The 14,942-nt window shown below is 42.0% G+C and carries 15 protein-coding genes; 2 read left to right on the forward strand and 13 right to left on the reverse strand.

Translation table 11 applies throughout. From position 1 onward, the window contains the following. Position 1: 1 nt before the first annotated feature. From DXA97_RS10180 to DXA97_RS10225, 10 genes are all read right to left on the reverse strand, one after another. Positions 2 to 325 carry a hypothetical protein gene (locus DXA97_RS10180; RefSeq protein WP_147355556.1) on the reverse strand — a complete coding sequence of 108 codons (324 nt, stop codon included), beginning with the start codon at positions 323 to 325 and terminating at the stop codon, positions 2 to 4. 26 nt (positions 326 to 351) lie between these two features. Continuing rightward, a complete protein-coding gene (locus tag DXA97_RS10185; protein WP_118719861.1) occupies positions 352 to 891 on the reverse strand; it encodes a glycosyltransferase family 2 protein in 540 nt (179 codons plus the stop codon). A 31-nt stretch (positions 892 to 922) separates the two neighbouring features. Beyond that, positions 923 to 1,660 carry an ABC transporter ATP-binding protein gene (locus tag DXA97_RS10190; protein WP_118719863.1) on the reverse strand — a complete coding sequence of 246 codons (738 nt, stop codon included), beginning with the start codon at positions 1,658 to 1,660 and terminating at the stop codon, positions 923 to 925. 17 nt (positions 1,661 to 1,677) lie between these two features. Then, the gene (locus DXA97_RS10195) at positions 1,678 to 2,466 is read right to left on the reverse strand and encodes an ABC transporter permease (protein ID WP_118719865.1); all 789 of its coding nucleotides are present in this window, start codon (positions 2,464 to 2,466) and stop codon (positions 1,678 to 1,680) included. A 24-nt stretch (positions 2,467 to 2,490) separates the two neighbouring features. After that, positions 2,491 to 3,534: a glycosyltransferase family 2 protein gene (locus DXA97_RS10200; RefSeq protein WP_118719867.1), complete on the reverse strand. Its 1,044-nt coding sequence runs from the start codon at positions 3,532 to 3,534 to the stop codon at positions 2,491 to 2,493. Between the two features lie 22 nt (positions 3,535 to 3,556). Next, positions 3,557 to 4,576, reverse strand: coding sequence for a glycosyltransferase family 2 protein (locus tag DXA97_RS10205; protein ID WP_243107622.1), 1,020 nt, complete (start codon positions 4,574 to 4,576; stop codon positions 3,557 to 3,559). A 13-nt stretch (positions 4,577 to 4,589) separates the two neighbouring features. Further along, positions 4,590 to 5,975, reverse strand: a complete 1,386-nt coding sequence (locus DXA97_RS10210; RefSeq protein WP_118719871.1) for a sugar transferase — start codon at positions 5,973 to 5,975, stop codon at positions 4,590 to 4,592. Next, complete coding sequence (locus DXA97_RS10215) at positions 5,965 to 6,816, reverse strand: glycosyltransferase (RefSeq protein ID WP_118719873.1); 852 nt, start codon at positions 6,814 to 6,816, stop codon at positions 5,965 to 5,967. The genes DXA97_RS10210 and DXA97_RS10215 overlap by 11 nt, the downstream gene beginning before the upstream one ends. A 144-nt stretch (positions 6,817 to 6,960) precedes the next feature. Continuing rightward, positions 6,961 to 7,197 (reverse strand): hypothetical protein, encoded by a 237-nt coding sequence (locus tag DXA97_RS10220; RefSeq protein WP_118719875.1) that lies wholly within the window; start codon positions 7,195 to 7,197, stop codon positions 6,961 to 6,963. A gap of 211 nt (positions 7,198 to 7,408) precedes the next feature. Then, a complete protein-coding gene (locus DXA97_RS10225) occupies positions 7,409 to 9,109 on the reverse strand; it encodes an O-antigen ligase family protein (RefSeq protein ID WP_182436859.1) in 1,701 nt (566 codons plus the stop codon). Between the two features lie 292 nt (positions 9,110 to 9,401). Between DXA97_RS10225 and DXA97_RS10230 the strand changes: the two genes are divergently transcribed. Further along, complete coding sequence (locus tag DXA97_RS10230; RefSeq protein WP_118719879.1) at positions 9,402 to 9,887, forward strand: hypothetical protein; 486 nt, start codon at positions 9,402 to 9,404, stop codon at positions 9,885 to 9,887. After that, positions 9,851 to 11,152, forward strand: coding sequence for a hypothetical protein (locus DXA97_RS10235; RefSeq protein ID WP_118719881.1), 1,302 nt, complete (start codon positions 9,851 to 9,853; stop codon positions 11,150 to 11,152). Before DXA97_RS10230 ends, DXA97_RS10235 begins: the two co-directional genes overlap by 37 nt. Positions 11,153 to 11,886: 734 nt before the next feature. On the opposite strand, the gene DXA97_RS10245 is transcribed toward DXA97_RS10235, so the two are convergent. From DXA97_RS10245 to DXA97_RS22165, 3 genes are all read right to left on the reverse strand, one after another. Continuing rightward, on the reverse strand, positions 11,887 to 13,599 hold the full coding sequence (locus DXA97_RS10245) for an AAA family ATPase (RefSeq protein WP_118719883.1): 1,713 nt from the start codon (positions 13,597 to 13,599) through the stop codon (positions 11,887 to 11,889). Between the two features lie 38 nt (positions 13,600 to 13,637). Beyond that, positions 13,638 to 13,988 (reverse strand): PD-(D/E)XK nuclease domain-containing protein, encoded by a 351-nt coding sequence (locus tag DXA97_RS22160; RefSeq protein ID WP_347561554.1) that lies wholly within the window; start codon positions 13,986 to 13,988, stop codon positions 13,638 to 13,640. Between the two features lie 156 nt (positions 13,989 to 14,144). Beyond that, positions 14,145 to 14,915: an AAA family ATPase gene (locus DXA97_RS22165; RefSeq protein ID WP_347561555.1), complete on the reverse strand. Its 771-nt coding sequence runs from the start codon at positions 14,913 to 14,915 to the stop codon at positions 14,145 to 14,147. Between the last annotated feature and the right edge of the window lie 27 nt (positions 14,916 to 14,942).

The following is a 14,942-nucleotide window of genomic DNA, read 5'->3' on the forward strand; positions in this document are numbered from 1 at the left end:
TCTAACTGAACTTTATAAAATTTTTTTCTTTCTGTTCATCATTAACCATACAATAAATACGATGAACTTTTTCAAGAATATCTTTATTGCCATTTTTTAAAGAATTACGAATAATTTCCATAAATTCTTCATTCAATCTTGTAACCGTCAATACTTCTAAACGCTTCAAGCTTTTCTCAATTGCAAAATTTAAATCCATATATAATCCATCTAACAGGTCGTCTACTTTTTTATCTGTCCAGATATTTCCACGATGACCATAACGATAACAATACGTTACCTTTTTTATTGCATAAAATCGCTCCGCTGTAATCATCGCTCTCACAAAAAAAGGAGGATCCTGAAATCTTATTAACGGCGGAAAAAATATTTGGTTATCAATAAGCATTTTTCGCTGAAACAAAAATCTCTGATAACCAAAATCAACTGATAATCTCTATAATCAATAAAGCCTTCTTTTTCAAACTTGTATCCATAATAACGTTCTGGAAATTCATAGCCATATTCACCCGTCATATGATTATAATCCGAAAACTCTCCACCACATACCAGTGCATGATGTTCCGTTGCTTTTTGATATAAGACCTCTAAAATATCATTTTCTGGATACCAATCATCTGGATCCATAAAAATCACACACTCTCCCCGTGCACACTTTATACCTAAATTTCTTGATGCAGCAACACCAGAATTAGTCTGCTGAAACAAAACAATTCTCTTGTCGTTCTTCGCATATTTCTCCAAAATCTCACCTGATCCATCTGTTGAACCATCATTTATACATAAAATTTCGATGTTTTCTAATGTTTGACTGCATACACTGTTTAAACACTGTTCCAAATAAGATTCCATATTATATACAGGTATAATTACAGAAACTGCTATGCCCATTTTTTCTCACCCAAAGCTCTTTCGCGATTAACTATTTATGCAATTTCATATATGCATCACAGACTTTATTCACTTCACCAGCCATCTTTGTAACTCCATGATCCAGCCAAATCGCATGGTCACACAGTTTTCTCACTGTATCCACATTATGTGACACAAACAGGAGTGTTGTTCCTCCGCTCAGCATCTTATTCATACGCTCCATACATTTCTGCTGGAACAGATAGTCTCCTACTGCAAGGATCTCATCACAAATCAAAATATCCGGTGCTACCATAGTCGCTACAGAGAATCCCAGTCTGGCTGTCATACCAGAAGAGAAGTTTTTGATTGGTGTATCCAGGAAGTCCCAAAGTTCTGCAAAATCCACGATTTCATCAAAATGCTCGTCCATATATTTCTTTGAGTGTCCGAGAACGGTACCGTTCAGATAAATATTTTCTCGTGCAGTCAGATTTGGATCAAATCCTGCGCCAAGTTCAATCAGCGGTGCGACTTCACCATTTACCGTGATGCTGCCCTTATACGGCTTTAAGATACCGCTGATTGCTTTTAACATCGTGGATTTTCCAGATCCGTTAACGCCGATTAGCGCCCATGCCTCGCCTTTTTTCACTTTAAAAGAGACATCCTTTACTGCCAGAAATTCCTGAAAGATCAGCTCTTTCTTTAATAATTTAATGACATATTCTTTTAAGTTATCAACCTTTTCACTCGCCATATTAAAGCGAATGGTCACGTTATCAACTTCTACTGCGTAATCACTCATATATTCACCTATTCCAATTAGATATATAAAATAAACTCATCCTGTTTCCGTTTAAACATCAAAAGACCAAAGGCCAGCATACCAAAGGCCAAAATCCAACCGCCAAAGAACACTCGTGGTCCCGGAAGATGCCCATAATAAACCAAATCACGGAACTGTGCCACATAATAGTAAAGCGGGTTCAATACTTTTACAATAAAGCTGACACTTGCTGGTAAGGATTCAACTGGATAAAAGATTGGAGTCAGATACATCCATGCAGTGATTACTGCGTGATAGATATACTGAACATCACGGAAAAACACATTAAATTCCGCAAGGAAAAAGCCAAGTCCACAGCAGAAAATATAAGTCTGAATAACAACCAGCGGAAAGAGCCAGAACGTCCAGTAAACCGTTGCTCTTGTCACAAGCATGACAATCAATAATGCTCCAAAAGAAAATACCAGATCGATCATACAGCTTGTCACTTTGGACAATGTAAAAATGTATTTTGGAACATAGGTTTTCTTCAGTAATGCTGCATTGCCTGTTACTGATGTCATAGCCTGGTTTGTCGATGTGGAAAGGAAATCAAACAACATCTTTCCTGTAAATAAATATACCGGGAAGTTCTGAATATTTCGGCTGAACATCGTTGAAAACACAATTGTCATGATAATCATAACAAACAGTGGGTTCAATACGCTCCACAAATAGCCCAGAAAACTTCTCCGGTATTTTAATTTGATATCTCTGCTCACAAGCTGGAACAGGAGATCCTTATATTTCAAAAATGTATTAATTCTATCTACCCATAATTTCATAAATCATGCCTCATCTTTTCTTGTTTACTTCTCTGCTTCAATTTTTCGATTATGCCGCAATTTATTGTAAAGCCCGGAATGAAGCATTTTTTCATATACCGGGAAGGAAATTCCTAGTCGGTTCATCCACAGATACACACGGAATTTTCTACTGATTCGGTTCCAGAATTCCAGGTTCAGCCTGCGGATCATTTCATTGTAGCGCAGGCAGTCTTTTCTGCCTTTCTTTTTGTCTGGATTCATAATACAGCCTGCTACATAATAGCTCAGGATGACTCCCTCTGTTTTTTTGTAAATATATTCTTTGGCTGCGTTCGAAAACTCTGGATGTGCGTTGTAATGCCGGATCAGATCTTCGGTCACCTTTTCTACATGGCTCATGCGTTTCAGCCGGTTTGTCACCGATACGCTCTGTTCTGCATTTCCAACCAGATATTGATACAAGTATAAATCCATCGGATAAATACTTGCTGCATAGGAGCACGGAATTGTGGTGTATTCGTGGTCTTCGTAAAAGATCTTTTCTGGAAGCTCATAGCGGTGTTTCTGATAAAACTCCCGATTATAACAGATTCCGTGAAACGCAAAACAGCGGTCAAAACTCTTCCAGTTCTGCACAACATCGTCCAGGGTGTAGATAGTTTCATACTGATCAAGGAACATCTTCCAGACGGTCTTTTCTCCTGTCTGCATATCCACCTGATGATACGGGTTCAGAACGACATCTGCCGTACATACTGCCAGTTTGTCTACAAATTCTTTCAGATTTTCGGTTACAACCCAGTCATCGGCATCAATCACCTTCAGATAACATCCTGCTGCTGCTGCGGTTCCCACATTAATAGCCGAACCGTGTCCGCCGTTTTCTTTTGAGATCAGACGAAACACTCTCGGATATTGTTCTATATAGTTTCGGGCAATCTGCGCCGTCTGGTCTTTGGAGCCGTCATCCACAACGATTACCTCGATGAAGTCCAGTACCTCCAGATTCAGAAAGGAAGTAAGGCACTTGTCCAGATATTTTTCTACATTGTAGGACGGGATGATAAACGATACAATCTTGTCCATAAAAACCTCTCTGTTCTTTTCTCTACCGATACGTTCTTCTGACCAGCATGTTTGCCAGATAATAGGTATGGTATTGTGTCTTTCGAAGCAGCGCTACCGCCTTGTTGATATTGCTGTCGTAGATATCGCGGTACTGCGTCTTTAAGTGTTTGTCGTATTGCTTTATCTGCTGTTTTTTCTCTTCAGACGGCGGAAAACTCAGCATAATCTTAAATTTTCCGGCGATCACACGCGCGATCAGCCTTGCAATATACTGCTTTTTAGCCTGCGTACAGGGAAGTTCCCGTCCAAGCTGCTGATAGAAATGCAGAAGCGATGCCAGGACTTTATCGTAGTTCTGCTCATTCTTCTGCATCTTATCCATTCCTACGCTCTGTCCTTCCCGCCCGAGACGGTAATAATAAACAAACGCGTCTACAAAACAAATGGTATTGACATAGGGGATCGGATAGGTAATGTATTCCGTATCTACATAATAGCAATGCTCGTCGATCTGGATCTGGTGACCGCGGAGAATCTCGGTTTTGATGGTCATGTTGTGCATCTTCATGTACAGCTTGTCCGCAATCTCATCAAATGAATAGATTTTCTGATACGCTACACCCGCAAACGGAATTTCGATCTCTGCTTTTGTCTGAAATGCAGCTTTGTCGGCTTCCCCATGGTCGTAAGTCCACAAGAAACCGGAATATACGACATCTGCATCCGTTATCTTTAATGTCTTAACCAGGCTGAAAAAAGCCTCCTTGCCTACCCAGTCATCGGCATCGACCACCTTAAAATACGTTCCGCGCGCATGCGCAACCCCGCAGTTGATGCCGGATCCATGACCGCCGTTTTCCTTGGTGATGACCCGGTAAGTGTCCGGGTAACGCGCCTCGTATTCCCTGGCGATATCTACTGAGTGATCCGTCGAGCCATCGTTGATGATCAGGACTTCGATATCCTGCAACAGTTCCGGAATCTCAAAGGATTCCAGATTATCCCGCAAGTATTTTTCCGCGTTGTATGTCGGTACGACTATCGTTAATATTTTTCCCATGACTTCATCCATTCTATTCCTTTAAAGCCGGGTCTTCCCACAATCCTTCCTCAAAACCATCGGTTGATTCCTTCATGAGCAGCACCTTGGGTGTCATAAGGATCAGCTTTAAGTCCATCCAGATGGAATAATTCCGTATATAAGTCAGATCAAGCTTTAATTTATCATAACTGGTTGTGCAGTAGCGTCCGTGCACCTGCGCATATCCCGTGAGTCCTGCTTTCACTTTCAGCCGGTACTCGAATTCCGGGATGTTTTTTGTGATGATGCGTGCAAGCTCCGGGCGTTCCGGTCTTGGTCCCACCAGGCTCATGTCACCTTTGATAATGTTCAGCAGCTGTGGAAGCTCGTCCATGCGGGTTGCACGCAGGAAACGTCCAACCGGAAGAATCCGAGGATCTTTTTCTCCGGCTTTTACCGGACCGCTTTTCTTCTCCGCATCTACGATCATCGTCCGGAATTTATAAACGCGGAACACCTTTCCGTCCAGAGTCAGACGTTCCTGTGTATAGAACACCGGTCCCTTATCGGTATTCCAGATCAGAAATGCGATGATTAGGAAAAACGGACTGGTAACAAGCAGCATCAGACCGGCAACAACCAAATCCTCAATTCGCTTCACCACAGCCTGATCCCATGCCAGACCGCCATCGTTTCGCGACAGATAAAGCGGAGAATCGAAGATATTCAGTTCTACCGATGTGCGCAACAGAATGTCACTGATCTTCGGCACGGTATAACTCCGGATATTCTTCGCATAGCAAAGCTTCATCAGTTGGTTTCTGGCTCTTGCCGGGATATCGCCGATGATGACACCATCATAATCTTCTGCCTGTTTGATGATTCGTTCCAGTCCCATATCGATCGATACCGTTTCTGCAATCTCGTATTTGTCATCACGCGTATCGATACGGTTTACCAGATGAAACATCGGCGTTCTTCCGTAGACCAGAAGAAGCTTTCGTTTTGGGAACATCACTGCATACAGCTTTTTAAAAGCAAGGGCCCAGATTAAAACCAGTACAAAATCTGCTGCTGTCAAAGCCAGCAATGCTGCCGGGTTATGCATCTTTTTATCAAACAAAACAACCTGCACATAAGAAAACGCATTGACTCCCACAATAGAGATCATGTGGGAATATACCAGTGTCCAGTACTTATAGATTCCTACTTTCAGACCTCCATACAGCCTGTGCAGCACCAGCGATAGTGCCAGGTATTCTCCTGCGATCAGCCAGTTTCCGCGTCTCCAGAAGGCTACTGTCATATTTTTGTTGTAATAATTCATCCACACATAATAGTAGATGGCCAGTTCCAAAAGTACGATGACAGCTGATCCGGTGAATTTCACCATGCGCTTGTACTGCTCAAAACTGTTGTTTGTCTTTTTATCTTTCATTGCAATTGTGATTCCTTAATTTCTTGTCGTAAATCATTTTCCGCATGCCATTTGGCAACAGGCTGACTAACACTCTGGATAACAGTACAAATATATACTGCGGAAAACTGAGCATTTGCCTGCGGTACATGCCTGTCCAGAAATGAAAAATCGGTTTTAGATAGGAAATGCCCCCGCGCCGCCGGTGCATATCGTTTACACGCATATAAAGAAGCGTATCCGGCAGATTTGCGAACCGGCATCCATTCTGGTACATCCGCACCCAGAGGTCATAATCCTCAAACAATGGACACGGCTGATATCCACCTGCCGCCAGTACTTTTGACTTGCGAAACATCACACAGGGATGGTTGACCGGATTGCGCATTTTGATATACGAGGATACTTCTTCCTGCGTCCGCGGTACTGTTTTTGTGGATAATACAAAGTCCCGCGCCTCGCGTTCCGTCCCGACATTTTCCTGAAACTCTTCAATGGTACCGCTTAACACATCCACCTCCGGATGAGCCTGCAAATAAGCCATCTGCTTCTCGCAACGGTCCGATGCTGCTATGTCATCGCTGTCCATGCGGGCTACCCATTCACAGGTGCACTCCGGCAGTCCCTTAGACAGAGCCGCACCCAGGCCAACATTCTCTGCAAGCCGGATTACCTTCAGAACGTCTTGAAACTCTGTTTTTTCCAGAACCGCATCCAGTTCCTCTGTTAAAGGTCCATCGCAGACCAAGACAATTTCCAATGGTTTCATGGATTGCCCTGCCATGCTCTTAAGCGCTGCATAGAGATATTCCGGATGTTCTTTTTGATATACAGACATTAGGGCGGAATAACTTTTGTCCATGATAGATTCTCCTTCCAGAATAGCGCTATGGCGCATTTATGCAGAGTAAACCTTTGTACAGTATAACACCTGTAGAGTTTTTCCGCAACTTTTCGCAGGAGAAAAGGGGTGGAAATCCTTCAAATTTCTTACATATATACAGATTCACACCATCATATTTCTAATATATTCTACAAGTGCCCTATCTGCTTTCATTTTTTTCGCTACCGCTGCAGTAACATCATTTTCTAATAACTCTGTAAAAATCTTCAGTACTTTATTAAAAGTGACTTTTCCTATTTGTGAACTCCCTTGAAGTTTCCTTGCTAATTCGGCATTCACTCTTAATTCACTGTTTTTTCGATATCGATTTTCTGCCGTTTTCCAATCTGATCCTTCCATCGTTTTATTTATAGCGGACAGTTTTTCCTGCTGCTTTTACAACCGAAAATAAATTTCAGCTTAGAGGTTAGAGATTTTTCACTTTCTCCAACTTCTAAGCTGATTAAAAAATTCCAATTTTTTACTGTACAGGCAATGACAAAACTTTCTGAAACGTATTTCTTGTAATATTAATCTTCTTTCCATTACCAGTCTTCACCATACGTCTCCTTTATTTCTTTCTGCAACCCGCAACGCCCACGCTCATAAGAACCCACATAACCGGTGTTGCGATCGGAAGATTCAGATTGACCAGTGCCTGGGCGCAATAGCAGATAACAGCAAACAGACACCCAATTGCACCAATACATTCTGACGGCAAACCTGCTGCTTCCACTGTTTTTATATTTCGTTCGTTCTGAATGATCCAGTATTTCGCCATATTCCAGCTATTTCCAATTAAAAATGTCAGATATGCCAGTAAGCCGATTGGTCCAATCGTCAGCAAAAACTGCAGGTATTCATTATGTGCTGTATCAAACACCTGGCCTACCGTACCAATCATATCCTTCATAAATGACTGCGTTGTCATAATTCCAAATGTATCCGGTCCGAAGCCGAACAACTTATGCATAAATGGAAATGCTGCATACAATCCCAGTGATTTGCGCCAAATATACCCACGGTTTGTTCCCCAACTATCATTAAATACCAGATAATTTCCGAGACTGCCATATCTCGCACCATGTCCAAGAGCATTCGCGTCGATCAGCATAAAAATAACAGCCAGAAGTCCCAGAATGATCACGACCAGCCAAATACGAACCAGCATATTTTTCGCAGCTCTCTCTGTAGTCTCTTTTTTTCCAGATAGTAAAGCTGCCACATTTTCTTTTTCCTTTTTGCGGAAATAATAAAATACGCCTGCTGCCAGGCACCATAACAAAACTACAAGAACAAGGAGTCCCGGCAAATTGACCAGAATCTGGAATAAACTGTCCAAACCTATTACCATATCAGCATAAGCCTGATTGATCCAGTCAATACACTGAATTACCGTTGCAAATGTCGCTATTACCACCAGATACCTGGTTACTCCCTGTTTGTTGCGAAATACAAGCAATGGAAGTAATGCAAACATCGCTCCTAATGCCAGGTAGGCATTGTCACTGCACCCCAGGATAATTGCAAAGAAAGAAACCACCATACATAGATAATACCAGCAAGTTTTCAGCCATCCCTTTACTATCGTAAACATAGCTGTAGCTGCTCCCATGAGCAACGCAACATAAGCGGTATATGTATTGATGTTTCCTATTGTTGATGTAAAAATTGTGGACTGTTCCGGCTTTACTTTCCCACGGAAATGCAAGATATCCAACTGGAAATAATCCGTAATTCCTATGTAGCAAACAATGAGTCCTGCTGCAAAAAGAGCCTGCATGACCCATTTATTATAATGCCAGCACCTGGTTACAACAAAATACATGATCACATACAACGTCATAAGAAACAAACCGCTATATCGACCTTCATTTCCCCAGAACGCCTCATACAGATACTCTGACTGCAGTGTAGAAATCACTGACACGAGCCAAAATATAATCACCGCGCCATCTGCAAGACGAAAAGTCTGTTTCCAATTACATGGTTTTAAAGCCAAGAAAAGATTCTTTGCATGTTCTCCCTGAAACTCTTTCAGATCTATAACCAGCATAATCAGACCCAAAACCAGAATAACAGCCAACATTGCAAGCACGCTCATATAAAAGCACTTATATTTCGTTTCAAGGATATTGAAATAGGAATTATCGTAAATCAATGGCAATGCAACAACTACAATCACCAAAAACGCGCTGATCACACCGCTAATCACGGAAGAACATGTAGCGGCAAAATGATTTGTCTTATTTTTCATTGCTTTTGTATCCATAAAGTCTCCTTTTGTTTTCATTCATTCGAGATATTTTCTCTTAATAATCCCGTTTCTTTTTTATTATAAGTGCTTTTTCCAGTTTAAACAATGGTTATTTTCAGCCATTCTTTTAAACCGTTTTTACGATTTTCCAACTGCTGATTTCTACCTATTCTGGATAAACCTTCACATCAAGTGCACCACTCCCGTCCTGTCAATAATTTGCCTTATAGGAAGTATAATCGTCTCGTAATGCAATTTAGGAATTTCGTAGCAAATTCAAAAAAGTAAAAAGGAGAGTGCATTCATTATGAGAAAGCAGACTAAAGTAGTTGCAGTTGCATCTGCAGCAGCTCTGTTAGCTATCGGTGGTGCTATGACTTCTTTCGCAGCTCAGGGTTGGGTTGAGGAAGACGGTACCTGGTACTACTACGACAAAGATGGCAATAGAGTAGAGAACGAGTGGAAAAAATCCGGAGACAACTGGTTCTGGCTTGATTCCGAAGAAAACGGCGCAATGGCAACCGACAAACTGGTTGACGATGACAGCGATCTCTACTATGTAGACGCTAATGGCGTTATGGTAAAGAATACCTGGGTTAAGGTAGTAAATGAAGATCAGGATGATGATGATCCGGCTGAGTATCACTACTACTACATGCAGGCAAGCGGTAAAGCTACAAGGCAAGCGATAACAGCAGCAACACCAAATTCCGCACCATTGATGGTAAGAGATACGCATTCGACAGCGACGGTAAGATGCTGTATGGCTGGGTTACCGATGATGGCGAGTTAGCTACCGGTGATGACGGTTGGAGAGAGGCAAAATATTACTGTGGTTCCTGGGAAGATGGTTCCATGAAGACCGGTTGGCAGAAGATCACCGTATACGATGACGCAGATGGCAAGGATGATGACTATGATTACTGGTTCAACTTCAAATCCAATGGTGAGAAGAGAGGCTTGAATACCGGTAAAGAGAACTGGAAATCCAACGGTAAATACTATAGCTTCGATGAGCGCGGCGTAATGATCTACGAGTGGGCTGAGAAAGCATCCAGCAATAATACCGCATCTGTATCTAACTGGCGTTACTACAACAGCCCAGAAGATGGTGCTCGCCAGACTAAGGGTTGGTTCAAAGTAGTTGCTCCTGGCGCTGACAATGACAATACCTTCCGCGAGGATCTGGGAACCGATGATACTTTCGCAGCTACTCTTGCAAATGATGAGGACGATAAGTGGTTCTATGCAGACAGCAAGGGTGTTCTGTATCAGGGTATCATCAAGAGCATTAAGGGTAAATACTATGGTTTCTGGCCGGAGGGAAGCGGCAAAGCTGGCGCAATGCTGACTGGTCTCTGCGTTCTTCAGATGGACGGCGATAAGATCGTAAGCGTAATTGATGATGACATTGATTCCGATAACCTGGATGACATCCTGGATGGTGATTATAACGGCGGATCCGTTAATCAGGCAGACTGGGGCAATGATGTATGTCTGTACTACTTCGGCAGCGACGAAGATACCGACGGCGCTATGAAGACTGGTACTACCACAGTTACTCTTGATGGTTCTTCCTACAACTTCAACTTCCAGAAGACTGGTTCTGCTAGCAGTGGAAGAGGTAAAGGTGTAACCGGTATTGATGATAAGAAGTATGTATACAGCTATGGCTGCAGAATCAAAGCTGATAGCGATGACAAGTATCAGTTAGTTCAGGTTTGGAACGATGAGGAAGAATCTACTAACTTCAACATCAACAGCGAAGGCGTTCATGTAATGAAATTAGATGCTCCGACTGACTTTGAGTATAGCTACACAAACAAAGAAAGCGAGACTGTAAATTACAATACACTGTCTGCTGATAGAGGCGTTCTGAGACTTGTTAACACCAGTGGTAACATCCAGAAGAACAAGACCGCAGCTAAAGACGGTAACGATTGCTACTACTACGTAAAGAATTACGCACCAGTACTGTATACCGATAACAAGACCATTAAAGGTAATGATGATTACAGCAGCATTTCCAAATGGGAAGATCTTGTAGATGCAGAGTAATTCTTAAACATCTAAATTTTATTGTATAAGAATTATATTGTAAAAAGAGCTATCGCAAAGTGAGTAATCACTAAGCGATAGCTCTTTTTCTAAGTGCGCCTAGCGGCGCACGTTCCTAACGGGTTAAAGTCCCAAATCTGCCCGGTAGTGGGAAGGATATAGCCGAAAGCAAGGGTGTCGAGGGCGACCTCGAATCTGAAGGAAGCTGGATGTGAGGAACATACTAACTCATGGGCAAATCTCCGGTCTGACAAACAGAAATCTCATATAAGGTTATGTATGAGGATAAGACTGCTTGACAAGTCGAAGTCCAATAACTATACGGAATCATGCACGATAAATGAGGCAGATGGATGGAGAGGAAGAAACGTGTGGTACCTAGGGAGGTCTATGCGGTACGCCTTGAAAGAGGCAACCATTGCATAAAGCAATGCTGAACGCACAGAAGTCAGCAGAGGTCATAGTGTGCCGAGAGGTGAAGAACCGAATTAGTAGAAGTCTTGAGTATGACCGTGAAAGGAGGAATGATCGTCTATGGCAGAAAACATTGAAAACAATGGCTGTTCGCAAAGAGATAATGCGGAACATGAATGGTATGTGAAAGCGTCTATAGCAGTCCTCTTAATTAACGCAAATGTCACACGAGTGAAACCACCCTTTGCAATCATTCGTACTATGACACAACAAAAAACCGGCTACCCAAGTTCATTGGCACAGCCAGTTTTTATTTCACTTTATATTTCCAAAAATTTTTCAGCAATAACCTTGCATCGCTTTTTACAAAATGCAATTCCATACAGAAAAATATTGTGTCTGCCATCATTGAGCAAATACTCGGAATATCGCCGCTCCTTGATCTGCTGTAAAGCTTTTTGACATGCCTGTTCCATATTTCTGAATTCTTTTGCATATTTTAGTTCAACAATGATTCCGGTATTTGGATCATCTGTTTCCACAATAATATCCGCAAATCCTTCACCGGCCTCTATGTTTGATTTCACAAGCCAGCCGGCATTTCCGGTCAAAATACCGACCAGTAAATTATGATAGGAACTCTCTTTTTCTTCCTTTCGAGCTTTCGTGTCAAAAACACTGATGGAATTGCTCAGTGTTTTTATCAGATAGTTTTCCATACCTGCTGTATTGCCTGATTCAAAAGCCTTCCAAAACGCCTGCAATGGTTCTGTATTTGAAAAAATGCTCTTTTTAAACCAGTCCTGTATCTGCAGTTTGAATATTTCCCGAACTTCCTCGTTTGGAATCATAAGCTTGTAAGATCCGTCCGCATTCATTCCTGCCTGTGTCAGATATCCGGTTGTGAACAGGACGCTCCAGAGATTTTCAATACTGTTGTCTATCTCATCATAGGTCAGATCCAGACGAAGATGTTTTTCAATGAATTCTCCGGCGATCAGCCGTTCAATTTCATCACGTGTTGTTTTGCCCGCCTTGTCAATGAAACGTTTTACCAATTCGTTTCCGCTTGTGTTGATCCAATAGCTTTCCGGTCTGGCAGCCGGATCATCTTTTATTCTGTCTACATGGTTTATGACATCCCAGGGACAGTATACATCTGCGTTTCCAAAATGATATCCGTCATACCACTGCTTGGTTTCTTCAAATCTCTGTTCCAGATGATAGTCCTTAAGAAGCTGTTTTACTTCCATATCTGTAAAGCCGAACTGTTCATCAAATCTGGAATCCGTAATGGATAAGATTTTAAAATTATTCAGACCTGTAAATATACTTTCTTTGGAGACGCGAAGGCACCCTGTCAATACAGCAAATTGGAGTGCATCATTTGTTTTTAAGACATTACCAAACAAAATGCGCATCAAAGAAACCATTTCCCGATAATATCCGTGCAAAAATGATTTATCAAGCGGTACATCATATTCATCAATGAAAACCAGTGTTTTTTTTCGATAATGTTTATTCAGAAGCTCTGACAAGGTTTTCAGTGAGCGTGACAGTACAGGTTCGCTCATCCAATAAGCGCCTGATTTCATAGCTATGATAGCCTGGTACTGCTCTTTATCTTCCGGAGCAAGGTTTTGGCTGTCTAAAAGGAATCGAAACCGGCTTGCTTCACTTCCGATCACATCCATAAATTGGCACTTTGCTTCCTCGAAGGAAAGGCCATCCACATTTTTCAGCGTAATGAAAATAACGGGATAACCGGCCATGTGTTCCCTGCACAATGTCTGATTCCGGGAAATATATAATCCATCAAACAATGCGCAATTTGTTCCGATTTCAAAAAAGTACTTTAACATACTCATATTAAGCGTTTTGCCAAAACGGCGGGGTCTGGTAAACAGATTTACCTTTCCCTGGTTATCCAGCAGCTGTTCTATGAGTTTTGTTTTATCAATATAGTAATATCCATCCGTGCGGATTTCTTCGAAATTTTCAATTCCGACGGGTAATTTCATTGATTTTCCCATATTATTCTGCTCCTTTTTGCTTTGTATGCCGCCATCTGCTACGATTTTTTTCCAATCACACACCTTTTCTTAAAAAATGAAATCCCATAACACAGTACCTGGTCATAATCATCCTCCAGTTCTTTGGCGCACATGCGTGTATCAATCTGCCGGAGCGCCGCATTACAGTCTTTGGAAAGACTCTCGACATCTTTACTATACTTTATCTCAAAAACGGCTGCCTGCCCCTCCGAAGGAGCGTAGACAATCACATCGCTGCGGCCCTCACCGTGTTCTTTGTTAGACTCCACCACGTATCCGGCACCGGCAAAGATTCCGGCAAAAAACGCATGATAAAAATCCTCTTTATAATCATGGTAACTGATGGTCTTGCGGAGCAGGCGGTTCATTTCCGTAGCCGCCGCATCACAATCCCCGGTCCAGACTGCATGAAATAGCGATTTCCGATTCCACAACCGCACATTGTCATCAAACCAGGTTTGATGGTGGTTTCGAATATCTCACGAATTTCTGCATTTGGAATAATCAGTGCGTTTTTTCCTGCATCAGATGATTCCGCAGCCGAATCCGAAACCGTTTTTGTCAGATAACCGGTCAGATACAAAATTGTTGGTGCCGGTAAAAATGCTTTCCTTCGTGATTTTTAAACAGCCGGTAATGACTGCAAATTTTAGCGAAGGATTATCTTTCAGAGCTGTACTCAGTATTGCTTTCACCACATTAAGCATTTCCTGATAATATCCGTTACTGCTGGCTTTCGAAACCGGAACATCATACTCGTCCATCAGCAGGATAACCGGTTTTCCATAATGGATGTGAAGCATTCTGGTCAAAAGAAGAAAGCTGGTTTTGATTTCCGCCAAAGAAACTTCCGGATATACAATTCGGCGGAATGCTGTCTTGTCATATTCCGTTACCCGTTCGCTTGCTAATAAAAAATCATATTGCTGAAATAAAAACGCAGTCAGCGCAGCCAGCATATCATATGCATCCCGAAAGCTTAAACCGTCAACATCCTTAAAGGTGAAAAACACGGTCGGCCACTGGTTCATCCAGTTCTGGCACAATTCAGTCTGTCGGCTGATAGACAACCCCTCAAATAAAGGACCGTTATTTTTTCGAATATCAAAAAAACTGGCCAGCATACTCATAGCCATAGTCTTTCCAAAGCGCCGCGGGCGGGTGATCAGAGTTACTTCTGTACTTTCGGAGTTCAACAGTGCGGAAATAAGAGGAGTTTTATCTACATAGTAATAACCATTCTGCCGAATCTTTTCAAAGTCAGAAACACCAACAGGTATCTTTAATCTGGTCATTTAAAAACACTCCCTTCTGCGTGCTCA

The sequence above is a fragment of the Clostridium sp. OF09-36 genome, assembly GCF_003481985.1.
GTDB lineage: Bacteria > Bacillota > Clostridia > Lachnospirales > Lachnospiraceae > Brotaphodocola.